We start from the raw sequence: 22,721 nt of genomic DNA, 5'->3' as shown, positions 1-22,721 counted from the left end.
GTTTTTACTACTTCTTGCCGCCCGGCTGCTTCATGGCGGACTGTGCCATCGAGCCGAATTCCTTCATCTGCGTCTGCATCGCCTCGAACTGAGTGCGGACGAACTCGGCCTGGATCTGCATGGCCTCCTGCATGTCCTTGGCGCGCACCATTCTCTGAGCGAGGTCGAATGCTGCGGTCAGGTTCTGCTCGGTATAGGCAAAGGTCTTGCGGGCTGCATCGCGGGCGCTGGTCTGGACCGTGGTGGCCGAGCCTTCGAAGGTGTCGGCCGTCTTCTGGGCCGCGCTCATGAAGCCGTCGATCGCCTTGCGAGCCTGTTCGACGCTCTTCTCGGCGAAGTCGCGCATTTCCGGGGGGATCTCATAACCTTGGGGCTGGTTCGTCGCCATAGCTTGCTCCTTGTAAGTAAGGCATTTGTGCAGTGCAATATCACATTGTGCATTGCAAAATCAACTCCCATATGCCTCGGCCTATTAAGGTTACCTCAAAGTAAATGGATTCAAGGGTTCCGCCTTGCATGCTTGACCGCGGATACTAATCTAGAAGCTCAGCCTGAGAGTCTCTGTAATGGTGTGTGGCAAGGACCGTTGATGTTGGGTATTCCCAATCCCTTCGAAGCTTTGATCGCGCGGCTTGCCGCCGAGCCTGACCTGCGCCTGCTGGCTCAGCCGGGCGCAGTCGTGCTCGTCTGGGATGGGGCAGGGGAGAAGCTGCTCTGGACATCGCCGGATGCCCTGGGGGTGAAGGAGGCGTTCACGGATTCGGCCGGTCGGGTGACCCGGGATTTCCGGGCGCGCGATCGCATCAGGACTCTTGCAGGCGGGCTTGCGCCCCGCGAGGGCATCAGGGTGGAGCGTTTGCGGCTGGACCCGGCCCGCCCTTGGCTTCCCGTCGCCTGCGCCTGCCGATTGGCCTCCCTGGAGAATGGCGAAACAGTGCTGATGACGGCGTTTGCCGGATCGACTGCTCCGAAGGCTGCGCGTTCACGGTCGTACCAGATGGCGGCTGAGGCTCGAACCGCTCAGGAGCCCACCTCTGAGATCGCAACCGATACTCCTCAAGCGGAGCAGCCCCGCGGTACAATCCGCTTCGTATGGCAGGCGGATGCGGAAGCCCGCTTCACGGAGGTGTCCCCGCAGCTCGCCGAAGCCGTTGGACCGGTCGCAGCCAGCGTCATCGGGCGAACCTGGACGGAGGTATCCCAATCGGTCGTGGAGGATCCGGATGGTGCCGTCGCGGCCTTTTTCGCCCGCCGGGGTACCTGGAGCGGCCAAACCATCTTCTGGAACATCGATAATTCTTCGCTGCAGGTGCCTGTCGACTGGGCCGGCATGCCCATCTTCAGGGCTGACCGGGAGCTGACCGGCTTCCGGGGCTTCGGCCTCCTGCGCATGGATGCCGCGCGGGAGCGGGCAGCTCTCGAGAATTCGCAAGGCGAGCCTGGGGCGGTTTCGGACCACTTGATTGCCCAGAGCCTGGTGCCTGATGACACCTTCCCGTTCCGCCCACCGGAGGAAATGCCTCCGCAGGCCGTGGAGACCGAGAGCAAGGCGTCCGACGAGGGCTGGTTCGCCGATCTTCGTGGTCAGGTGGCGGAAGCGCTCTCGAACACTAATCCGCCCGAGCCCGGTCAGCAGCCGGAGAACGCTGGGAGACGTCCTCCGGCATCGAGCCTCTCCACGGCCGAGCGGAACGCCTTTCGCGAGATCGCGCGGGCGCTGGGAGCACGCTTGGAGGATACGCCAGCCCAAGAGAGTGCGTCGGATCAGGCTGATCGCCCTCCAGAAGGGGACACGCCGGCAGCCGAGGGCGATGCCGGCCCTTCCGAGCCGGCTGCTCTTCCTGCTGGCGATGACCGTATCCTCGACCGGCTGCCCATCGGCATTCTGGTCCATCGCGGGGAGCACGTTCTCTTCGCCAATCGCTTCCTGCTCGATTTGACCGGCTATGAGGCTATCGAAGAGGTCCGGACCGATGGCGGTCTCGTGCACCTGTTCCGCGGCTCGCCTGCCCTCGGGGGCTCAGGCGACGAGGATTTCGCCCTCGCGCTGACGACCCGCAGCAACGAGAACATCGCCGTGACCGTACGCGCCTCGACAGCTGAATGGGGCGGCGAGGAAGCAGCTCTCCTGTTGATCCGCAGGGCCCCCAAGGTCGACGTCCCTCCGCCTCCATCCCAGGACAGCCGGGTCCACGAGCTGGAGGCGATCCTCGATACGGCGACCGACGGCGTCATCGTGCTCAACGAAACGGGACGCATCCTCTCCCTCAACCGCTCGGCCGAGGCGCTCTTCGGCTATGATGAGCGGGCGGTGGCGGGCGACGCCATCACGGTGCTGCTGGCGCCCGAGAGCCATATGGTCGCTCTCGATTATCTCGAGAGCCTGCGCTCGCCCGGCGTGAGAAGTCTGCTCAATGACGGGCGCGAGGTTGTCGGCCGGGAGCGTCAGGGCGGTTCCATCCCGCTCTTCATGACCATGGGGCGCTTGGGCGATGGTCCGGAGCGTCGATTCTGCGCCGTGTTGCGCGATATCACCGCCTTCAAGAAGGCGGAGGGCGAACTGATCGGCGCCAAGCACGCCGCCGAGGAAGCGAGTGCCCAGAAATCCGACCTTCTGGCCAAGATCAGCCATGAGATCCGCACGCCTTTGAATGCCATTCTCGGGTTCGCTGAGGTGATGCTCGAGGAGAGGTTCGGGGCTATCGGCAACGAAAGGTACAAGGAATACCTCAAGGACGTTCACGCCTCCGGCTCGCATGTGATCAGCCTCGTGAACGATCTTCTGGACCTCGCCAAGATCGAGGCAGGGCGGCTCGAGCTGTCGTTCACGGGGGTAAGCCTGAACGACCTGGTTTCCACCTGCGTGGCCCTGCTCCAGCCCCAGGCCGCCCGCGACCGCATCGTCATGCGCATGAGCTTCGCGCCCAAGCTGCCTCCGGTCGTGGCTGACGAGCGCTCCATGCGCCAGATCGTGCTCAACCTCGTGTCGAATGCCATCAAGTTCACCGACGCGGGCGGACAGGTGATCGTCTCCACGGCCATGACCGATCGCGGCGAGGTGGCGTTCCGAGTGCGTGACACAGGGATCGGCATGACGCCTACGGAGGTCGAGGCCGCCCTTGAGCCCTTCCGCCAGCTCGCCACGTCGCGAAGGCGCGGCGGCACGGGCCTCGGGCTTCCCCTCACCAAGGCGCTTGTCGAAGCGAATCGTGGGGCGCTGCAGATCTCCAGCCAGCCGAGCGAGGGCACGTTGGTCGAGGTGATCTTCCCGCCGACCAGGGTCCTTGCCGAGTAGGTCCTCGTGCTTGCCGAGACGCGATAGACCGTTCACGTCAATGCGTCTTGCGATTATCTCCGGCCGCAATAGGTTCTGGTGGGCCGCCTCGTCCGAAATGTCCACGCGACGAAGGATCCCCATGTCCACCTATCGCCTCGACAAGCTGCTGGCTCCCCGCTCCATTGCGGTCGTCGGCACGAGCCCGCGTCCCGGCTCCCTCGGCCTGACCTTCCTGCGCAATCTCATTGCCGGCGGCTTCGAGGGAGACATCTTCTCCGTCAACCCGCATCACGTGGAGATCGAGGGTAGATCGTGCTTTCCGTCTCTGTCCGAGCTGCCGGAGGTGCCAGACCTCATCGTCGTTGCCGTGCCGCCGCATAGGGTGCTCGGCGTGATCGAGGAGGCGGGTCAAGTCGGCGTGAGCGCCGCCATCGTGGCAACCGCCGGACTGGGCTATGGCGAAGGTTCCCTGAGCGAGAAGGTCAGGCTCGCGGCCCGCGCCCATGGACTGCGCATCGTCGGGCCCAACTGCATCGGTGTGCTGGCCCCCCAGGCGAAGATGAATGCGAGTTTTGCGGCTCACTCTGCGAAGCCCGGCGATCTGGCGCTCGTCTCGCAATCCGGTGCGGTCGCGGCAGGGCTTGTCGAGTGGGCCGCACAGCGCAACGTTGGCTTTTCCGCCATCGTGTCCCTGGGCGACAAGATCGACGTCGACTTCAGCGACTGCCTTGACTTCTTCTCCGCCGACAGCGGAACGCGGGCGATCCTGCTCTACATCGAGTCCATCGGCAACGCGAAGAAGTTCATGTCGGCGGCTCGCGCGGCGGCTCGCGTGAAGCCGGTGGTGGTGATCAAGGCCGGGCGTCATGCGCAGGGAGCGAAGGCGGCCGCAACCCATACGGGGGCGCTGGCGGGCTCCGATGCGGTCTATGACGCTGCTTTCCGCCGCGCCGGGCTGCTCCGCGTGCTCGATCTCGACCAGCTCTTTGCCGCCGCCGAGACATTGGGACGGCAGAAGCCCTTCCCTGGCAGTCGACTGGCAGTTCTTACCAATGGAGGTGGTATCGGCGTTTTGGCGGTGGATCGTCTTGTGGATCTTGGCGGAACGCTGGCCACCATCTCAGAGACGACCCGCAACTCGCTCGATGCCATCCTGCCGCCCACCTGGTCGCACGGGAACCCGATCGACATCATCGGCGATGCGAACCCCGAGCGCTATGCTGGGGCCCTGGAGGCGCTGCTCGCGGACCCCGAAAACGATGCCGTTCTCATCCTAAGCGTGCCTACGGCCGTGGCCGGCGCCTCGGATGTGGCCGCTGCCGTCGTGAACGTGGTGAAGAAGGATAGGGCGAGAGGCTATCGCCAGAAGCCGGTCTTTGCCGCCTGGATCGGCGAGGACCCGGATTCCGCCCGCGTGTTCGAAGAGGCCCGCATTCCGCATTTCGCCACGGAGGCTGACGCGGTGCGCGGGTTCATGCAGCTGGTGCGCTACCGTGAGGCGCAGAACCAGCTGATGGAGACGCCCGACGACCTTCCGCACGATTTCGAGCCGGATACGGAGGCCGCCCGGGCCATTGTCGAGCACGTGGTGGGGCAGAACCGCCGCTGGCTCGATCCTCTCGAGGTCAATGCGCTGCTCAGAGCCTACGACATTCCCACCGCGCCCGTCGTTCTGGCGACGACGCCGGAGGAGGCCGCGGAGGCGGCGCGGCCCGTCCTTGCGGAGGGGGGAACAGTCGCGGTGAAGGTTCTCTCGCCCGATATCGTGCACAAGTCCGACATCGGTGGCGTGAAGCTCGATCTCACCAGTGAGGAGGCGGTGCGCAAGGCGGCCGCCGACATCTTCGAACGCGCCGCGCGCCTGAAGCCTGGGGCGCATGTCACGGGCGTCACCGTGCAGCCGATGGTGCGCAGGACGAAGGCCCGCGAGCTGATCATGGGAATCGCCGACGATCCCTCCTTCGGACCCGTCGTGCTGTTCGGGCGCGGGGGCACGGCGGTGGAGGTGATCAACGACAAGGCCTTGGCCCTGCCGCCTCTCGATCTGAAGCTCGCCCACGATCTCATCGGGCGCACGCGCGTGTCGCGCCGCCTCAAGGCCTACCGCGACGTTCCGGCGGCCGACGAGGGAGCCATTGCGCTCACCCTCGTGAAGCTCGCCCAGATGGCGGCCGACCTGCCCGAGATCCGCGAGCTCGACATCAACCCGCTGCTCGCCGACCATACCGGCGTCAACGCGGTCGATGCCCGCGTCGCGGTTGCGCCCGAAACCCGCAAGGGCAGCGGGCATCCGCGCTTTGCGGTCCGGCCATACCCGAAGGAATGGGAGCGCACGATCGGCCTGCGCAACGGCAGGAATGCTTTCGTGCGTCCCGTGCGGCCCGAGGACGAGGACGAGTTCCGGCGCTTCTTCGAGAAGATCACGCCGGAGGACCTGCGCCTACGCTTCTTCGCGCCGGTCCGCGATTTCAGCCATACCTTCCTCGCTCGCCTGACGCAGCTCGACTATGCCCGCGCTATCGCCTTCGTCGCCTTCGACGCGGAGACTGGCGACATGATGGGGGCTGTCCGCCTCCATGCGGATGCCAACCACGAGACAGGCGAATACGGCATCCTGCTTCGCTCCGATCTCAAGGGGCTCGGCCTCGGCTGGGAGCTGATGCGGCTGATGATCGAGTGGGCGAAGGCCGAGGGCCTACGCGAGATCGATGGTCAGGTGCTGCGGGAGAACTCCACCATGCTCGACATGTGCCGCAGCCTGGGCTTCACGATCCGGATCGATCCGGACGATCCGGAACTGCGTCTCGTGACCCTGCCGATCGCCGCGATCGAGGAACCGGGAAAACTCGCCAAATCCACCTGAAATGCAAAAGGCCCGCCTTAGGGCGGGCCATATCTTTGCATCGGCATGATGCCAGATCTTCAGTGGTCGTCGTCGAGCCCGCCGATATGCTTCTGGGCGTAGAGCTCGATGCCGATCTGCTCGACGAGGTTGAGCTGGGTCTCGAGGAAGTCGATATGGCCTTCCTCGTCCGCCATCAGCTCCTCGAACAGGTTCTTCGACACCCGGTCGCCGATGCTGTCGCAATAGGCGGCGGCCTCGCCGTAGAGGTTGCGGGCGTCGTATTCCGCCGCGAGGTCGGATTCGAGGATCTCCTGGATGTTCTGGCCGATGCGCAGGGGGTCGAGCACCTGCAGGTTGGCAAAGCCTTCGAGGAAGATGATGCGCTCGATGAAGCGGTCCGCGTGGTGCATCTCCTCGATGGATTCCTTGCGCCAGGTCTTCGCAAGCTCCTTGTAGCCCCAGTCGTCCAGGAGCCGGTAGTGCAGCCAGTACTGGTTGACCGCCGTCAGCTCGCTGCGCAGGCCGCGATTGAGATACTCGATTGCCTTCGGATCACCCTTCATCCTAACCCTCTCGTCCAAACGGCGCCGATGCGCCGGACCCTTCCTTAGCGCATCGTGCGGAAAAGTGGAGCCGGTTTTCGCTGGCGCGGCCCACTGGGTCCGCTCAAACGATGCGCTACTCAATAGATTGAGCATCGGATGGATCCCAAACGTGCAAATCCACTTTTGGGATCCATCCGATGCTCTAGAGGATTTATGAACTAGGGTGAAAGCCCCTTTGATCAAAGGGTGGGTTCGGCGGCGGCTTTTTCGAGGGCGGTCGGGCAGCAGCCCCGCTGGCAGGCGGCAATGGGCTCCACGCCCGCATCGGCCAGCGCCTTGTCCATGATGGCGCGGATCGTCCGGGCGCAGCGCCCGCAATCGGGGCTGCAGCCGAGGCAGCGATAGACTTGCGCCGGCGTGCGCGGGCAGCCCGGCCCCGGCTTGAGGCAGGCTTTGACATCACCGTCGGAGAGGATGTTGCAGGAGCAGACGATCATTTGTTGTTCTAGTTTAGAATTACTAAAAACTATATTGGATTTCAAAGACTTAGCTGATAATAAAACCAGGCGCCAGCCCTATTTCCTGTGCCCAGATGTCACGGTTGTGCACGGACGTTCAGCCCAGGCGCCTGAACAGGCCCGGATAGTCGAGAACGAAGCCGTCCTCGTCGACAGGCAGTTCGGCGGTGAAGCCGCTCTCCAGGCTCTCGAAACGGTAGAGCGAACCCGCGTCAAGGGCCGTATAGCGCTGGTTGGCCGCCGAGACGATCAGATCAGGCATGGAGATGTAGCAGAGGCGGATCTCCATGCTCTCCCCGGCATCGAGATCGAGACGGCGGATGGGCAGGGTATTGGTGATCGGTGTCGCCTGAATGTCGATATCGATGCAGCCCTGGAGCGCAGGCTGCTCCTTGCCGTTCTCCTGCCAGTGCCCCTGGCCGTCGCTCTCCAAGTGAAGCACATGCCCCGATGTGGTTCTGAGAAGAGCTTCGCGGGTTCGCCACAAGGCATCCAGCTTGAGGCGGTAGGAGAGACCGAACCTGGCGTCGTCCTCCTGGGCGATCACGACGCCGGAGATGTCGAGCCCGCCATCGCGAGGGCGCACATCCACATGCTCCAGCCCCGCCTCGCAGCCGTCCCAGGCCGACCACCGGATGGTGCGGAAGATGAGGGTCGGGATGGCCATGGCGAGGCTCCAGCGTCACAGCTGCTTTGTCACAGGATTATGGCTTAGCTGAGCGACTTGTCGACTCAGGCGTAAACTACTCCCGCACCACGATGACATGCAGCCGCCGGGGCCCATGGGCGCCGAGCAACAGGGTCTGCTCGATGTCGCCGGAGCGGGAGGGGCCGGTGATCCAGTTCACAGTGCGCGGCATGCTGCCCTTGCCATAGGCGAAGCGCACCCGGTTCCAGACGGATTCGTAATCGCTGGCGATGTCCTTGGCCGAGACCACGATGATGTGGTTGTCGGGCAGGAAGTTGAGGGTGGAGGGGTTGTCGGCGCTCGAGACCATGGCGAGCGTGCCGGATTCGGCGATGCCTCCGAAGGCGTGGCTCACCGCGTTGAGGTCGCTGCCTCGGCTCGGGCCATGGGCGATCTCGAGCGTGGTATCGGACCAGGGCATGGCCTTGAGGCGCGGGTCGTCGCCCATGCGGAGCGTCGCCGGCAGGTTGTGGTTGCGCAGGAAGAGGGCGATGGATTGCGGCACCTCCGCCGGGGAGGCAACCTCCGTCACCGTGGCAAGCGAGGTCTCGACCATGGTCTTGAAGAGGGCGATCCGCTCCTCGCCGGAGACCTGGCCCCGCTTGGGGATCACGCCCTTGGGCGCGCGCTCCAGGCGGTCCGCTACGATCTGCCGCCGGATAGTTTCGCTGCCGTTGACGCCGAGCGAGCGGCGGATATTGCCGAAGATGTCGTCGCGGGCGCTCATGCGGCTTGTCCCTTGCGCTCGCGCTCCCAGCGGGCTTGAAAAGTCTCGCCCTGCGGGGCTGGGAAGTCGCGGTACTTGGTCCAGCCCTTGCTCATGGGCAGCCAAGCAAAATGTCCGCGCCGGCGGCCCGCTAGGGCGAGAGCGCCCATGGCGACGCGGGTAGCGAGCCGGTAAAGGGCCGGGCGCTTGGCGAAGAAGCCCCAGAATTTTAGGCCGGACCGGACGGTCGCGGGCGTCAGGTGCCGCTCGAATTCCCGCTCGCGCCAGTGGCGCATGAGCTTGGGCAGCGGAATGCGCACGGGACACACGCTCTCGCAGCGCCCGCAGAAGGTGGAGGCGTTTGGCAGATGCCCTGCCTGGTCGACACCGATGAGGGAGGGCGTGAGCACCGCGCCCATGGGGCCGGGATAGACCCAGCCATAGGCGTGTCCGCCGACCGCGTGATAGACCGGGCAATGGTTCATGCAGGCGCCGCAGCGGATGCAGCGCAGCATCTCCTCGAAGCTCGTGCCGAGCATGGAGGAGCGCCCGTTGTCGATGAGAACCACGTGGTAGTTCTCCGGCCCGTCCGCATCCGTGCTGCGGCGGGGTCCGGTGGAGAAGGTGGTGTAGACCGACAGCTCCTGGCCCGTCGCGGAGCGGGCGAGCACGCGCAGGAGCTGGCTCACATCCTCCAGCGTCGGAACGAGCTTTTCCAGCGAGGCGAGCACGATATGCGTCTTCGGCAGGATCTGGGTGAGATCGCCGTTGCCCTCGTTGGTGACGATGATCGAGGTGCCGGTCTCGGCGACGAGGAAGTTGGCGCCGGTGATGCCCACATCCGCCGCGAGGAAGCGCTCGCGCAGCACGGCGCGGGCCTCGGTCAGGAGCTGCACGGGCTCGGAGAGATCGCGCTTGGCGTCGAGATGGGTGTGGACGCGCCGGAAATCCTCCTCCACCTGCGTGGCATTCAGATGCACGGCGGGCGCGATGATGTGGCTCGGCAGCTCGTTGCGCAGCTGGATGATGTATTCGCCGAGATCGGTCTCGACCGGTTGGATGCCGTTCGCCTCCAGGTGATGGTTGATCCCGATCTCCTCGGAGATCATGGACTTGCCCTTCGTCACGGTCTTCGCATCCGTCTCACGGCAGATGTTCAGAATGATGTCGCGGGCTTCCGCAGCATCGCGGGCGAAATGCACGTGCCCGCCGGAGGCCTTCACCTTCTCCTCGTAGGCTTCGAGGTAGAGGTCGAGATGCTCCAGGGTGTGGTTCTTGATGTCGCGGGACGCATCCCGCAGCGCCTCGAATTCCGGCAGCTTGTCGGCGGCCATCTGGCGCTTGTCGATGAAGCCCTGCTTCACGTTGTTCAGCGCCTTCTGCAGCTGATCGTCGTTCAGCGCCCGCGCGGCATTCTGCTTGAACTGGGGAGATGTGGAATGAACGGTCATGAAAGACTTCTACTTGATCGCGTCGGCTTTTGCAGCTCCGATCGGGGCTACGTCCGTCATTCCGGCCAGAACCTCTGCCACATGGCGCACTTGGATCAGCCTGCCGTCACGGCTGAGCTTGCCCGCCATGTTCATGAGGCAGCCGAGATCGCCGGCAAGCAGGGTGGGGACGTGAGCGTCCTCGATGTTCCTGGCCTTGGCATCGACGATGGCGCCGGAGATGTCGCTGTATTTGACCGCGAAGGTGCCACCGAAGCCGCAGCAGACATCGCTGTCCTTCATCTCGACGAGGGTCAGACCCTCCACGCTGGCCAGCAGCTTCCGCGGTTGGGTCTTCACGCCGAGTTCCCGCAGGCCCGAGCAGGAATCGTGGAAGGTCACAGCCCCATTGAAGGCGGCATCGACCTTCGTGACGCACAGCACGTCGACGAGGAAGCTCGTCAGCTCGTAGGTCCTGGCCGCCAGCGCGTCGGCCTTGGCGCGCCAGTTCGGATCCTCCTCGAAGAGCTCCGGATAATGGGCCTTTATCATGCCGGCGCAGGAGCCCGAAGGAGCGACCACGAAGTCGTATCCCTGGAAGGCCTCGATCATCCGCATCGCCAGATCGCGCGTGGTGCCCCGGTCGCCCGAATTGTAGGCCGGCTGGCCGCAGCAGGTCTGAACGGGAGCGTCGACGATGCAGCCGGCATCCTCCAGGAGCTTCACGGCCGCAAAGCCCACCGAGGGGCGCATCAGGTCGACGAGGCAGGTGACGAACAGGCCGACCCGCGGTTTTGCCGGGCGGCCCTGCGACGGCAGAACGCTCATTGGGCTGCCTTCTTGCCTGAAGCGTCGAACTGCTTCAGGTAGGCGACGAGGTCGTTGATCCTTTGCTCGTCCTTCAGTCCCGCATAGACCATCTTGGTGCCCGGGATCTTGGCACGAGGGTTCTGGATGTACTCCCGGAAGGTGGGCTCATCCCAGGTGATGCCGGAATTCTTGTTGGCGGGGGAGTAGTTGTATCCTTCGATGGATCCCGAATGGCGGCCGAAGAGGCCGTTCAGCACCGGTCCCACGGCATTCTTCGCAGTTTCGCCGATCTGATGACAGGCGCGGCACTGCGCGAAGACCTTCTCGCCATTGGCAGCATCCTGAGCCTGTGCGTGGCCAAGTCCTGCGAGAAGCAGGGCGGCGGATAGAATGAAGGAACGCATCAAAAACTCCTTTGCTGGACATCTATCCCATCTTAGAGCATCGGACCCAAAAGTGGACACCACTTTTGGGACCATCCGATGCTCGCTTTTCAACTTGCGCATCGTTTTATTGCGGAAAACCGGTCCACTTTTCCGCACGATGCGCTAGAGAGATTCTACATTATTAGGAAACGCCAGCCGCGAAAGCCGCCTTATTGTTAAGGTAGCCATACCCTGGGCGCAGCCGGCATTTCCTTGAGGAGGGTTTCATGACCATTGCATTTCCCAAACCGGATGAGGCTGTTCTGGCGCGCCGCAGGGAGATCGTCGAGGGTTTGGGACGCCTTGTCGCGTCGGAGGCCCTGATCGTCTCCGAGGACGAGCGCCGGGCCTTCGAGACCGACGGCCTGACCGCCTATCGCCAGATGCCGCTGGCCGTCGTGCTGCCTTCCACCACCGAGGAGGTCTCCACCGTGCTCCGGTTCTGCCATGAGCATGGGGTGAAGGTGGTGCCGCGCGGGGCGGGAACCTCGCTCTGCGGCGGAGCGATCCCTCAGGCGGACGCCATCGTGCTCGGCGTCGCCAAGATGAACCGGGTGCTGGATGTGAATTTCGAGAGCCGCACGGCGCGCGTTCAATCGGGCATCACCAATCTCGGCATCAGCCAGGCGGTGGCGCATGAGGGCTTCTTCTATGCCCCCGACCCGTCGAGCCAGCTCGCCTGCACCATTGCTGGCAACATCGCCATGAATTCCGGCGGCGCCCATTGCCTGAAATATGGCGTGACCACCAACAATCTTCTGGGCGTCACCATGGTGCTTCTCGACGGCACGGTGGTGGAGATCGGCGGCGAGCACCTGGACGCTGCCGGCTACGATATCCTCGGTCTCGTCTGCGGCTCGGAAGGCCAGCTCGGCGTCGTGACGGAAGCGGTGGTGCGGATCCTGCGCGCGGCGGAAGGCGCGCGGCCCGCGCTCTTCGGCTTCGAGCGGGTGGAGGATGCCGGCGCCTGCGTGGCGGCGATCATCGGCGCGGGCATCATCCCGGTGGCGCTCGAGTATATGGACAAGCCCGCGATCCAGATCTGCGAGGCCTTTGCGCATGCGGGCTATCCGCTCGACGTGGAGGCCATGCTCATCGTGGAGGTGGAGGGCTCGGATCAGGAGATCGACGACATGCTCCGCCGCATCGTCACGATCGCAGAGCCGTTCAAGCCGAAGACCATGAAGGTCTCGCAATCGGAGGCCGAGAGCGCGGCGATCTGGAAGGGCCGCAAGTCGGCCTTCGGCGCCACGGGGCGTGTCGCCGACTACATCTGCATGGACGGGACGATCCCGACGGGGCAGCTGCCCTATGTGCTCAACCGTATCGACGAGATCGTGAAGTCCTACGGGCTCGGCGTCGCCAACGTGTTCCATGCCGGCGACGGCAACCTGCATCCGCTTGTGATGTTCAACACCAATGTGCCCGGCGAGATGGAGAAGGCTGAGAAGGCGGGCGAGGACATCCTCAAGCTCTGCGTCGAGGTCGGCGGCTGTCTGACCGGCGAGCACGGAGTCGGCATCGAGAAACGCGACCTGATGACCTATCAGTTCAACGCCAAGGATCTCGAGCAGCAGATGCGCGTGCGCGGCGTGTTCGATCCGCTCTGGCTCCTCAACCCCGCCAAGGTGTTCCCGCTCGAAGGAAGATTCGCCGCTTGAGCTTCCCTCCCCCTTGCGGGGAGGGATTGAGGGGTGGGGGTCGCAAAGTCAAAACTCTAACGTGATGAACTGAGATTCAAGGTTGATACCGGTGTTCATAAAACAAGATCTCCCACCCGGTCGTCCGACCCCCACCCCTAGCCCCTCCCCGCAAGGGGGAGGGGAACAGTGAGCGATATGTCAGTCCATACCCCCCGCGACGAGCAGGACGCCTCCAATATCATCCGCGAAGCCGCCGACAAGGGCACGCTTCTGAACCTTGCCGGCAACGGCACGAAGGCGCCGATGGGGCGCCCCAACCAGACCGACGCCTCGATCTCGTCGACGGCTCTGACCGGCATCACGCTCTACGAGCCGGCGGAGCTCGTGATCTCCGCCCGCGCCGGCACGCCGGTGCTGGAGGTCATGCGGGTCCTGGCCGCGAAGGGGCAGGAGCTGCCTTTCGAGCCGATGGATTACCGCTCGCTTCTCGGCACAAGGGGCGATCCCACCATCGGGGCCGTGGCGGCCATGAACATCTCCGGCCCGCGCCGGATCATGGCGGGAGCCGCCCGCGACAGCCTGATCGGTGTGCGCTTCGTCAACGGGCGCGGCGAGGTGGTGAAATCCGGCGGGCGCGTGATGAAGAACGTCACGGGGCTCGACCTCGTGAAGCTCATGGCCGGCTCCTGGGGCACGCTCGGCTTCCTCACGGAGGTCACCTTCAAGGTGCTCCCGAAGCCCGAGCGCATGGCGACCCTCGTCATCCGTGGCCTCGACGACAGGCAGGGCATCGAGGCGCTCGCGATGGCGCTTGGATCGCCCTTCGACGTGACGGGCGCCGCGCATGTTCCGGACCGCGACCGGCGCGGCGGCAGCACGCTGATCCGGCTCGAGGGGTTCAGGGTCTCCGTCGATTACCGCATGAACGAGCTCAAGCGCCTGCTGAAGCGCTTCCGCTTCATGGACATTCTCGAAGGCGTCGGGGCCGAGGCGCTCTGGCAATCGGTGCGCGATGCGACGCTGCTGACCGATCAGGGGAACCGGGCGGTCTGGCGCGTCTCCACCGCGCCGACGAAGGGGCCCGACTTCGTCGGCCAGGTCGCGCAGTCGCTCGACGCGCAATGGTTCTACGATTGGGGCGGCGGACTCCTCTGGATCTCGACCCCGCTCGACGGCGACGCGGGCGCCTCCGTCCTGCGTGACGCCACCAGGACTTATGGCGGCCACGCCACCCTCGTGCGGGCGCCCACTGAGGTTCGCTCGACCCTCGACGTGTTCGAGCCGCAATCCGATGCGCTGATGACGCTCACCCGCGGCATCAAGGCCTCCTTCGATCCGTCCGGCATTCTCAATCCGGGCCGGATGTATGCAGGGATCTGAAATGGCAGGGACGGCTTCTCTGGCTCTTCGGACCAAGGCATCGAAAGGCTTGCGGCCCCTGATCGTGGTCGGGCTCGCCCTTGCGCTCATCGCGCTGACCGCCGTCATCCTTCTGGCCATGGGCCGCACGCCGATCTGTACCTGCGGCACGGTCGAGCTGTGGCATGGAACCGTGAAGGATTCCGGCAACTCGCAGCATCTGACCGACTGGTACACGCCCTCCCATGTCATCCACGGTTTCCTGTTCTATTGCGGCGCCTGGATTTTCGGCCTCCTGAGGGGTAAGGCGCTTCCCTTCGGCATCGCGCTTCTGCTCGCCATCGGCCTGGAGGCAGCCTGGGAGATCGCCGAGAACACAGACACGATCATCGATCGCTATCGTGCAACGACCATCGCCCTGGATTACTATGGCGACAGCGTCATCAATTCGGTTTCGGACATTGTTGCCATGATCGCCGGGTTCGTGCTGGCGCGGCTCTGGCCTGTCTGGCTGACGGTTCTTGTGGCGGTGATCATGGAAGCCTTCGTCGGGTTTTGGATCCGCGACAACCTGATCTTGAACATCATCATGCTGATCCACCCCATTGACGCCATCAATCAGTGGCAAGGGGCGATGTGAGATAAAACAATGCAAACCAATTTCACGCCCGACCAGCTGAGAGACCCCGCCATGGCGTCGTCGGAGAGTATTCTCCGGACCTGCGTTCATTGCGGCTTCTGCACCGCCACCTGTCCGACCTATCTGCTGCTCGGCGACGAGCTCGATTCTCCGCGCGGGCGCATCTACCTGATGAAGGACATGCTGGAGAGCGGCAAGCCTGCTTCGCCGGAGGTGGTGAAGCACATCGACCGCTGCCTCTCGTGCCTGTCCTGCATGACGACCTGTCCCTCCGGCGTGCACTACATGCATCTGGTCGATCATGCCCGCGCCTATATCGAGGCGACCTATACGCGGCCGTGGCATGACAGGCTACTGCGCTGGGTTCTGGCCAGCGTGCTGCCTTATCCGAACCGCTTTCGGTTCGCGCTCGGCGCCGCGATGCTGGCTAAGCCCTTCAAGGGGCTGATCGGCGCCTTGCCTCTGCTCGGCAATCGCCTCCAGGCGATGATCGAGCTGGCGCCCGCGCGGGTTCCCGCCCGCACGCCCTTCGACCAGCCAGGCACCTTCCAGGCCCATGGAGAGCGCCGGGGCCGGGTCGCCATCCTGTCCGGCTGCGCCCAGCCGATCCTCAAGCCCGGCTTCAACGAGGCCGCCATCCGCCTCCTCAACCGCCATGGCGTCGACGTGGTCCAGCCGAAGGGGGAGGGGTGCTGCGGCGCCCTCGTCCATCATATGGGCCGGGACGAGGAGGCTCATGCCTTCGCCAAGCGCAACATCGATGCCTGGATCGCGGAGATGGACGGCGAGGGATTGGACGCCATCATCATCACGGCCTCCGGCTGCGGCACCACGATCAAGGATTACGGCTTCATGTTCCGGGAGGACGCGGGTTATGCCGAGAAGGCGGCCCGGGTCTCCACGATTGCCAAGGATATCACCGAGTACGTCACGTCCTTGAAGCTCATGGAGCCGGTGCGGGAGACGGATCTCGTGGTGGCCTATCACTCCGCCTGCTCCATGCAGCACGGGCAGGCCATCCGCACCGAGCCGAAGACCCTGCTGAAGCAGGCGGGCTTTACGGTGAAAGACGTGCCGGAAGGGCATATCTGCTGCGGCTCGGCCGGCACCTACAACCTGCTCCAGCCGGAGATCGCCGCCCAGCTGCGCGCTCGGAAGGTCGCCAATATCGAGCGCACCAAGCCCGACCTCATCGCCACGGGCAATATCGGCTGCATGACCCAGATCGGGAAAGGCACCGAAATCCCCATCGTCCATACGGTCGAGCTTCTCGACTGGGCGACGGGAGGCCCCATGCCGGAGACCCTGGAGGCGGCAGGCTTCGGAAAGAGCCCCTCCCAGCCGTTAACCATCGCAGCAGAGTGAGGCTGCTACACTCTTACGCAACGAAATTTTATTTCCAAAAGGCTCGTGTCTGAGCTAAAAGTTAGGAAAGTATGAATTTCAGGACGTAAGGGCCGGTACATGTCTTCGGGATGGACGTCTTTCAGGAACCGTTTCGGCAAGAAGCAGGACGAGGATTCCTCGGCGCCCCTGCTTCAGGGTGGGGAAGCCGCAGGAGCCCCTGCCTTGGCGGCGCCCGCTTCTCCCGAGAAAGGGGAGCCGGTCATCGTCCGTCCCAACGGCACCCTCGACTCCGTCGGCCAGAAGAACGAGCTGATCCGCGTCCGCTTCGCCAACATGATCGACCGGCTGGAGGAGATCCGCAGCCTCAAGGAGGATTTCGCCCTCCTGAGCGAGCCGGTGACCGACCTCATCCGCAGCTATCCGCAGCTCCAGTCGCGTCTGATGGAAACCGAGGCGGTGCTCCGGCAGGAGACCGAGAACACGACGGCCCTCCGGCGGGAGCTTGGCGACCTCGGCAGCCTTCATGCCCGCACGGTGGACGACCTGAACGCCGCGGTCTCCCAGCTGCGAAAGGCCGAGTCCAAGATCCGCGAGCAGGACAGCTACATCGAGGATCTGCGCCTCAACGCCAAGGACAAGGAGGCCATCGTTGCCGACCTTGAGAATCAGCTCGCCATCGAGACCGAGCGCGCCCGCAACATCACGGAAGAGAACCAGGCGCTGCGCCTCGAAGCGCAGGAGGCCGACCAGTCGGTGGCTCGCGCCGAGCGGGAGCTCATCGAGACGCGCGAGAGGAACGGCCTGCTCGATCACGAGGTCAAGCGGCTGCAGAAGGTGGCGGAGGAGCAGAACTACCGCCTCTCCAGCCTGTCCAACCGCTATGGCGAGATGGAAACGCAGCTCGAGGCCACGCGCCAGCGCGCCTCCGAACTCGAAACCAAGCTCATGGCCGAGCAGGTTTTGCGCCAGCGGCTCGAGACGCAGATCGATGCCGAGCGCTCGTCGCACCAGACCGATCTCTCGGCGCTCGACATGAAGATCGAGGGTCTCACCTCCCGCCTCTCGGCGACCGACAAGATCCTCGCCCACACCCGCGACCAGCTGCGCGACAAGAACGAGGCCCTGCGCGGCGTCGAGCGCTCCCTGAAAGAGACCACCATCGAGAAGAACACCCTCGACCGGCGTCTCGAAGCGACGCAGCAGGAGGTCGAGCGTCAGGTGGCCATGGTCAACGAACTCCAGCGCTCGCGCATCGAGCTGCAGGAGCGCGTCGAGATGCTGGGCAAGGCCATCGCCGCCAAGGACTTCCAGATCGAAAGCTCCGACAACAAGGTGGCGAGCCTCTCCGAGCGCATCGACCAGCTCACCAAGCGCTTCGATCAGGAACGCAGCACCCTGGAATCCGCCAACCGCCGCCTCACGGAAGAGCTGCAGAACGAGAAGGCCGAGCGCTCCCTCGTGCAGGGTGCCCTCGAGATCGCCCGCGAGAGCCGCATCAAGATCCAGAAGAAATACATCGCCCTGCGCAAGAAGACCCGCCTCGACACACAGGAGGACGATCCCTCCCTCTTCGACGAGGACGAGATCGAGACCAATGTACGGCCCTTGAAATCGCCGGACGCGGAATAAGACGCTTACCTCCAAAGCCCTGCAGAGATGCGGGGCTTTTTCTTTTGTAAATGCCTCGGGTGCTGCCGCATTCTCCCTTCTCTCCGAGACGGATAGACGCGCGGTAGGGGAAAGCCGAACCTGCTTTCCCCTTGAAGATCCTCAAATCACGTAGAAATCAGCATGGGTTAAGCCAAGGCCCTTGGCGATCTGGGCAAATTTGATCTGGCTGGCCTTGCCCGTTCCATCCATATCGTAGGAAAGCGTCCCGGTCCGCTCGTCATAGACGATCCGGTCGGACCGATCGTGGGCCTTCGAACCGATCCAGAACGCGCCCGCTTTGAGACGTCCGTTGGAGCCGATCTTCGTGAAGATCTCATTGCTGAGCCAGACCGTATCGTCGGACACCGAAAAGTCCGTGATCGTGTCCATGTTCGTGGTCTTGTGGGGTTGTGTGTCGAAAACGAACACGTCCTTTCCCGAACCACCGCTGAGCCGATCATTACCAAGCCCGCCATAAAGCTTATCGCTGCCTTCGCCGCCTTTCAGGGTGTTGCGTCCGGAATTGCCCTTGATCGCGTTCGAATATTTGTTGCCGGTCAGATTGAGAGATGAGGTGCTTGCGGGCAGTAAAGCGGACAAGCCCTCGACCTGCGCCGATGAGCCGAGCGTGTAACTGACGCTGGTGAGCACTGTGTCGCGCCCGCCGTTGGCTGCTTCGATGACGATGTCTCGGGCGTAATCCACGATGTAAGTGTCATTGCCCTTTCCACCATCGAGACGGTCGGAACCTTTCCCGCCATCGAGCTTGTCATGGCCACCATAGCCACGGAGCGTATCGTTTCCGCTGAAGCCGTTGAGCACGTCGTTCGCGGATGTACCGTTGACGGTATCCGCACCCGAAGTGCCATCAATTCCCTGTCCGAGCGGCAGGGTGCTGAGCACCGTGAACATGATGAAGTTCTTCGGATCCGTAACCGGCCACTGCATCAGCGGCGTCTCAGCAAGACCGACGAAATCCAAACCGTTCTTCCCATCAAGGTCGATGGGAATCATGCGTCCCGGGCCTTGGCTCCACATGCTTTCCAGATGCTCGTAACCCGCGATCTGGAATGGTTGCACATAGGCAAAGACCTCGTTGTTCACCCAGGTGAAATGCCCGAATCCGTCGTTCAGGGCAACGGAGGTTCCTGACGGTGCGCGCCCGCCAGTTTGGAAGGGTACGCTGGAATCGATCAGATCAAGATCGCCATCGCCATCGATATCGAGAGCATTCAGTTCGCCTTCGCCGCCGGCGGCATCCCGCTGGACATTGCTGATGCGGGATCCCGTTTCGTCCACGAAGACTCCGCCGCCCCTGTTGACCAGAATCTGAATGGCCCGACCTGTATAATAGGGCTCCCGTCGAGTTTCTGCGAACAGAATGTCTTTCAGCCCATCACGGTTGATATCGGCGACCGTCACATCATTGAAGTTGGTATTCGAGCCATACAACCCGTCTGGCAGAACCACTCTTTCCCATCCGGCCGCGCCATTGCTCCAGCGCGAGAAGAAGACGTTGTTCGTGCCGCCATTGAACTGGGCCGAAATGAGATCATCGGCTCCGTCATTGTCCAAATCAGCCATTGCCGATGACATGATGTTGGTTTCTGTGGGCCGGGCCTCATCGGGAAGCAGGTGGCGCGCGTTCTTGAAATGACCGGTACCATCATTCAGCAGCAGAACCTTGCCGCTGTAGAGATCGATGTCGCCATCACCGTCGATGTCACCGCCCGCCGTATCATGGGCGAAAGTGAACCCATCCATCGGCAGGCCATTTTCCTGGCCTTCAATGTTCTTGCTGGCATCCCGCAATGTGCCGTCCGGTTGTGAGAGCACAAGGATCATCGGATCCCAAGAGTTGTCGTAAGTTCCATCGGGCAGCCGCGTGATCCTGCCCATGCTGCCCTGAGCGAAGTCGTCGATGCCATCACCGTTGAAATCCGCGACGACGAGCCGGTATCCCATATGAATGTTCGGAAGATCGCCGACGACGTTCATGTTGGCAGGACGCAAGCCGCCGTGGCCATCGTTCAGGAAGACGGTTGGATAAATGGGAGTCTCGCGGTCGACGGTATGCGGAGTTGCGACCCAGCCGATCAGGAGATCTTGGCGCCCGTCGCCATTGAAATCGCCGGTTGCATGGCTGCTCGTTTCGAGGGAGTAGACTCCTGGCGGGTTGTAGTCGTTTGCTGTGGGGTAATACCAGGCATCGTAAGGCTCGCTCATTTCACGATGATAAAACCCATATTGCCCGAGCGTGTAATAGGACGTTGGAGAGGGCGGCTTGGTTGTGCTGAGCGGCAGCAGTGACATTTTTTATTATCTCATTCAGGAGGGAATGTTCCCCGAGCGCAGTATTCAAGATTTTTATCTCGTGTCACAGCACGTCGAAAGCAGGAATGGCGCTTCAAACATCGTGACGACAGAAGTGTGGCAATTCTGCCGATCTTGCCTATCATCCCGTAGGAGCTGTCCGAAATCGGATGAAACTATGTTCGGGATCCATGCGCCTGCAAAGGTCATCTCAGCCGATCACGCCGGAGTCGGAATTTCTCGGACTTGAACGCCAAATAAAACCTTGAACAAGGATCAAAAGGATGGCCCAGCACCCTGCAATCGCCAAAGACCGCGTTGCCGTCGTTACCGGAGCGGCCAGCGGCATCGGGCTTGCGGCCGCCAAGCGGTTTGCGGAGCTCGGCATGAAGGTCTGCCTGGCGGATCTTGAGGGTGAAACGCTCCAGCGCAGCGCCGAAGAGGTGGCAGGCGTTGCCGGGAAACCTGAAAACGTGCAGGCGGTGGCAACGGATGTGAGCCGGCGCGAGGATGTCGAGCGCCTCATGGAGAAGGCTTATGCGGCCTTCGGCGAGGTCGCCGTGCTCATGAACAATGCCGGCACCGAAGGCGGCGGGCGGATCCTTGGCGATCCGGAGCGCTGGCGCACGATCCTGGAAACAAACCTGTGGGGCGTGATCAATGGCGTGCAGGTTTTCACGCCCGCCATGATCGGGCAGAAATCCCCCTGCGCCATCATCAATACCGGCTCGAAGCAGGGCATCACCACGCCGCCCGGAGACACGGCCTACAATATCTCCAAGGCGGGCGTGAAAGTGCTGACCGAGGCCCTGGCCTATGAGCTGCGCAACACGCCCGATTGCCAGGTGACGGCGCATCTGCTCATCCCGGGCTTCGTCTACACGGGCTTGACCAGGGCGAGGGGGATCACCGAGAGGCCGGCGGGCGCCTGGACGCCGGACCAGGTCATCGACTTTCTGCTGCCGGCTCTGCAGCGCGGCGACTTCTACGTGCTGTGCCCGGACAACGAGACGACCCGGGCGATGGACGAGAAGCGCATCCGCTGGGCCGCCGAGGACCTCATCGAGAACCGTCCGCCCCTGTCGCGCTGGCATCCCGACTACAAGGATGCCTTCGCCAAAGTGATGGAAGGTTAGGCGACGTTGGATTCCTCACCCGTAGACTTCGATCCGGCAGGCTTCCGGAACCATGTCGCAGCGATCCTGGATGGGTATGCCAGGGCATTCGATGTGCCGGATGACAGGCATGCGCTCCTGCGGCGTCAGATCGCGAGGGGAGACGGGATTCACTCCCGCCGCACTTTTCCCGGCCATGTCACGACATCGGCCTTCATCCTTGACGAAGTAGGGCGCAGGACGCTTCTGATCCATCATCGCTCCCTCGCGCGCTGGCTGCAGCCCGGTGGGCATTATGAGGCTCCGGAGGATCTGGCGGGCTCGGCCTTGCGGGAGGCGATGGAGGAAACAGGGATCGACGGGCTTGCGCTCGATCCCTGGCATCGGGCCTCCGGCCTGCCGATCGACATCGACAGCCACCGCATTCCCGCCCGTCCCGAGCGCGACGAGCCCGAGCATTGGCATCACGACATCCGCTACGTGGTGCGGGCAGAGCGCGGGAGCGCCGTCCGGCCCGACCTGCTGGAGGTGCATGGTGCCGAATGGAGGGGCCTCCAGGATCTGGAAGCCATCGCGCCACAGGCTCTGCGGAATATGCGCAAGCTCGGCCTTGTCCACCCCTGACAAACGCGAAGGCCGTTCTTACATGAGTGTCCGACGGCCATGTAAGGAGGCTTGCCATGAACGATCAGGAACGCCAGGTCATCAGCGACATCTTCCAACGCCTCGAGCAGGTGGCGAACCAGCCGCGCGATCCTGAGGCCGAGCGCTTCATCGCCGAGAAACTGCGCCAGCAGCCCTATGCACCCTATGCCATGGCCCAGGCGGTCTTCGTGCAGGAGCAGGCGCTGGCCAATCTCCAGGCCGAGAACGAGCACTTGCGCGCCGAGCTCGATCAGGCGAGCCGCCGCCCGCAGACGGGCGGCTTCCTTTCCAGCATCTTCGGCGGCGGCAGTGCGTCGCGTCCGCCGGGACCGGCCTACAACACGCCGCCCGCGCGGCAGGCCTCGCCCTGGGGGAATCCTCAACAGCACCCGCAGCATCACTACGGTGCTCCACAGGGCGGCATGATGGGCGGCGCGCCCGGTCCCTGGGGCGGCGGCATGATGCAGCGCGGCGGGGGTGGAGGTGGGTTCCTCGGGACGGCGCTCTCGACGGCGGCCGGTGTTGCCGGCGGCATGATGATCGCCAATGCCCTGACGAATGCCTTCAGCGGCGACAACAATCCGTTAAGCGATGTCGCCTCTGCAGCCGGTCTCGGAGGCGCCGATAAGGCTGCCGACGCCGGCAACACGGGCATTACGGATTCGCTCTACCAGGATCAAGGCAATCACGAATCCGGTCAGGATTTCTCCGACTTCGGCGGTGATGGCGGAGACGAGGGCGATTGGGCCTAGACGCTCTTCCGGA

19 protein-coding genes are annotated in these 22,721 nt (G+C 63.6%); 10 read left to right on the top strand and 9 right to left on the bottom strand.

Annotation, left to right across the window (positions count from 1 at the left end):
- Positions 1-7 precede the first annotated feature (7 nt).
- Positions 8-388, bottom strand: coding sequence for a phasin (locus tag ILT44_RS13230; RefSeq protein ID WP_204240061.1), 381 nt, complete (start codon positions 386-388; stop codon positions 8-10).
- A 201-nt stretch (positions 389-589) separates the two neighbouring features.
- Between ILT44_RS13230 and ILT44_RS13225 the strand changes: the two genes are divergently transcribed.
- Both ILT44_RS13225 and ILT44_RS13220 read left to right on the top strand, forming a co-directional pair.
- Entirely contained in the window at positions 590-3,295 is a 2,706-nt protein-coding gene (locus ILT44_RS13225) for an ATP-binding protein (protein ID WP_204240060.1), read from the top strand.
- Between the two features lie 121 nt (positions 3,296-3,416).
- The gene (locus tag ILT44_RS13220) at positions 3,417-6,140 is read left to right on the top strand and encodes a bifunctional acetate--CoA ligase family protein/GNAT family N-acetyltransferase (RefSeq protein WP_204240059.1); all 2,724 of its coding nucleotides are present in this window, start codon (positions 3,417-3,419) and stop codon (positions 6,138-6,140) included.
- Between the two features lie 59 nt (positions 6,141-6,199).
- Here ILT44_RS13220 and bfr read toward each other — a convergent pair whose 3' ends face one another.
- From bfr to ILT44_RS13185, 7 genes are all read right to left on the bottom strand, one after another.
- The gene (gene bfr / locus ILT44_RS13215) at positions 6,200-6,685 is read right to left on the bottom strand and encodes a bacterioferritin (RefSeq protein ID WP_204240058.1); all 486 of its coding nucleotides are present in this window, start codon (positions 6,683-6,685) and stop codon (positions 6,200-6,202) included.
- 221 nt (positions 6,686-6,906) lie between these two features.
- On the bottom strand, positions 6,907-7,164 hold the full coding sequence (locus ILT44_RS13210) for a (2Fe-2S)-binding protein (RefSeq protein ID WP_204240057.1): 258 nt from the start codon (positions 7,162-7,164) through the stop codon (positions 6,907-6,909).
- A gap of 118 nt (positions 7,165-7,282) precedes the next feature.
- Positions 7,283-7,852 carry a putative glycolipid-binding domain-containing protein gene (locus tag ILT44_RS13205; RefSeq protein ID WP_204240056.1) on the bottom strand — a complete coding sequence of 190 codons (570 nt, stop codon included), beginning with the start codon at positions 7,850-7,852 and terminating at the stop codon, positions 7,283-7,285.
- Between the two features lie 76 nt (positions 7,853-7,928).
- Entirely contained in the window at positions 7,929-8,600 is a 672-nt protein-coding gene (locus ILT44_RS13200; protein WP_204240055.1) for a LutC/YkgG family protein, read from the bottom strand.
- Positions 8,597-10,030, bottom strand: coding sequence for a LutB/LldF family L-lactate oxidation iron-sulfur protein (locus ILT44_RS13195; protein ID WP_204240054.1), 1,434 nt, complete (start codon positions 10,028-10,030; stop codon positions 8,597-8,599). The genes ILT44_RS13200 and ILT44_RS13195 overlap by 4 nt, the downstream gene beginning before the upstream one ends.
- 9 nt (positions 10,031-10,039) lie before the next feature.
- Complete coding sequence (locus ILT44_RS13190; RefSeq protein ID WP_204240053.1) at positions 10,040-10,837, bottom strand: (Fe-S)-binding protein; 798 nt, start codon at positions 10,835-10,837, stop codon at positions 10,040-10,042.
- Positions 10,834-11,223 carry a c-type cytochrome gene (locus ILT44_RS13185; protein ID WP_204240052.1) on the bottom strand — a complete coding sequence of 130 codons (390 nt, stop codon included), beginning with the start codon at positions 11,221-11,223 and terminating at the stop codon, positions 10,834-10,836. Before ILT44_RS13185 ends, ILT44_RS13190 begins: the two co-directional genes overlap by 4 nt.
- A 248-nt stretch (positions 11,224-11,471) precedes the next feature.
- On the opposite strand from ILT44_RS13185, the gene ILT44_RS13180 reads away from it, so the two are divergent.
- From ILT44_RS13180 to ILT44_RS13160, 5 genes are all read left to right on the top strand, one after another.
- Complete coding sequence (locus ILT44_RS13180; protein ID WP_204240051.1) at positions 11,472-12,905, top strand: FAD-linked oxidase C-terminal domain-containing protein; 1,434 nt, start codon at positions 11,472-11,474, stop codon at positions 12,903-12,905.
- A gap of 177 nt (positions 12,906-13,082) precedes the next feature.
- Positions 13,083-14,267, top strand: coding sequence for a glycolate oxidase subunit GlcE (gene glcE / locus ILT44_RS13175; RefSeq protein ID WP_239468204.1), 1,185 nt, complete (start codon positions 13,083-13,085; stop codon positions 14,265-14,267).
- A 1-nt stretch (position 14,268) separates the two neighbouring features.
- Positions 14,269-14,886 carry a DUF2585 domain-containing protein gene (locus ILT44_RS13170; RefSeq protein ID WP_204240049.1) on the top strand — a complete coding sequence of 206 codons (618 nt, stop codon included), beginning with the start codon at positions 14,269-14,271 and terminating at the stop codon, positions 14,884-14,886.
- A gap of 9 nt (positions 14,887-14,895) precedes the next feature.
- Positions 14,896-16,251, top strand: a complete 1,356-nt coding sequence (gene glcF / locus ILT44_RS13165; RefSeq protein WP_204240048.1) for a glycolate oxidase subunit GlcF — start codon at positions 14,896-14,898, stop codon at positions 16,249-16,251.
- Positions 16,252-16,350: 99 nt separating this feature from the next.
- Complete coding sequence (locus ILT44_RS13160; protein WP_204240047.1) at positions 16,351-17,862, top strand: hypothetical protein; 1,512 nt, start codon at positions 16,351-16,353, stop codon at positions 17,860-17,862.
- Positions 17,863-18,003: 141 nt separating this feature from the next.
- Here ILT44_RS13160 and ILT44_RS13155 read toward each other — a convergent pair whose 3' ends face one another.
- Positions 18,004-20,196 (bottom strand): FG-GAP-like repeat-containing protein, encoded by a 2,193-nt coding sequence (locus tag ILT44_RS13155; protein ID WP_204240046.1) that lies wholly within the window; start codon positions 20,194-20,196, stop codon positions 18,004-18,006.
- A 284-nt stretch (positions 20,197-20,480) separates the two neighbouring features.
- Here ILT44_RS13155 and ILT44_RS13150 point away from each other — a divergent pair, with 284 nt between their 5' ends.
- From ILT44_RS13150 to ILT44_RS13140, 3 genes are read left to right on the top strand one after another with little or no spacing between them, the layout of a single operon-like run.
- Complete coding sequence (locus ILT44_RS13150; RefSeq protein WP_204240045.1) at positions 20,481-21,332, top strand: SDR family NAD(P)-dependent oxidoreductase; 852 nt, start codon at positions 20,481-20,483, stop codon at positions 21,330-21,332.
- Positions 21,333-21,338: 6 nt separating this feature from the next.
- Positions 21,339-21,935, top strand: coding sequence for an NUDIX hydrolase (locus ILT44_RS13145; protein ID WP_204240044.1), 597 nt, complete (start codon positions 21,339-21,341; stop codon positions 21,933-21,935).
- A 56-nt stretch (positions 21,936-21,991) separates the two neighbouring features.
- Positions 21,992-22,708, top strand: a complete 717-nt coding sequence (locus ILT44_RS13140; protein WP_204240043.1) for a DUF2076 domain-containing protein — start codon at positions 21,992-21,994, stop codon at positions 22,706-22,708.
- Positions 22,709-22,721: the final 13 nt, after the last annotated feature.

This window comes from Microvirga arvi (genome assembly GCF_016892765.1).
Classification (GTDB): Bacteria; Pseudomonadota; Alphaproteobacteria; order Rhizobiales; family Beijerinckiaceae; genus Microvirga; species Microvirga arvi.
The sequence above is the reverse complement of the archived record's forward strand: the minus strand, read 5'-3'. Positions and strand labels throughout refer to the sequence as shown.

Coding starts and splice junctions, on each gene's coding strand:
- ILT44_RS13200 (WP_204240055.1), bottom strand. CDS start 8,600: ATGAGCGCCCGCGACGACATCTTCGGCAATATCCGCCGCTCGCTCGGC.
- ILT44_RS13160 (WP_204240047.1), top strand. CDS start 16,351: ATGTCTTCGGGATGGACGTCTTTCAGGAACCGTTTCGGCAAGAAGCAG.
- ILT44_RS13210 (WP_204240057.1), bottom strand. CDS start 7,164: ATGATCGTCTGCTCCTGCAACATCCTCTCCGACGGTGATGTCAAAGCC.
- ILT44_RS13185 (WP_204240052.1), bottom strand. CDS start 11,223: ATGCGTTCCTTCATTCTATCCGCCGCCCTGCTTCTCGCAGGACTTGGC.
- ILT44_RS13230 (WP_204240061.1), bottom strand. CDS start 388: ATGGCGACGAACCAGCCCCAAGGTTATGAGATCCCCCCGGAAATGCGC.
- ILT44_RS13170 (WP_204240049.1), top strand. CDS start 14,269: ATGGCAGGGACGGCTTCTCTGGCTCTTCGGACCAAGGCATCGAAAGGC.
- ILT44_RS13140 (WP_204240043.1), top strand. CDS start 21,992: ATGAACGATCAGGAACGCCAGGTCATCAGCGACATCTTCCAACGCCTC.
- ILT44_RS13180 (WP_204240051.1), top strand. CDS start 11,472: ATGACCATTGCATTTCCCAAACCGGATGAGGCTGTTCTGGCGCGCCGC.
- ILT44_RS13190 (WP_204240053.1), bottom strand. CDS start 10,837: ATGAGCGTTCTGCCGTCGCAGGGCCGCCCGGCAAAACCGCGGGTCGGC.
- ILT44_RS13155 (WP_204240046.1), bottom strand. CDS start 20,196: ATGTCACTGCTGCCGCTCAGCACAACCAAGCCGCCCTCTCCAACGTCC.
- ILT44_RS13220 (WP_204240059.1), top strand. CDS start 3,417: ATGTCCACCTATCGCCTCGACAAGCTGCTGGCTCCCCGCTCCATTGCG.
- ILT44_RS13195 (WP_204240054.1), bottom strand. CDS start 10,030: ATGACCGTTCATTCCACATCTCCCCAGTTCAAGCAGAATGCCGCGCGG.
- glcE (WP_239468204.1), top strand. CDS start 13,083: ATGTCAGTCCATACCCCCCGCGACGAGCAGGACGCCTCCAATATCATC.
- ILT44_RS13225 (WP_204240060.1), top strand. CDS start 590: ATGTTGGGTATTCCCAATCCCTTCGAAGCTTTGATCGCGCGGCTTGCC.
- bfr (WP_204240058.1), bottom strand. CDS start 6,685: ATGAAGGGTGATCCGAAGGCAATCGAGTATCTCAATCGCGGCCTGCGC.
- glcF (WP_204240048.1), top strand. CDS start 14,896: ATGCAAACCAATTTCACGCCCGACCAGCTGAGAGACCCCGCCATGGCG.
- ILT44_RS13205 (WP_204240056.1), bottom strand. CDS start 7,852: ATGGCCATCCCGACCCTCATCTTCCGCACCATCCGGTGGTCGGCCTGG.
- ILT44_RS13150 (WP_204240045.1), top strand. CDS start 20,481: ATGGCCCAGCACCCTGCAATCGCCAAAGACCGCGTTGCCGTCGTTACC.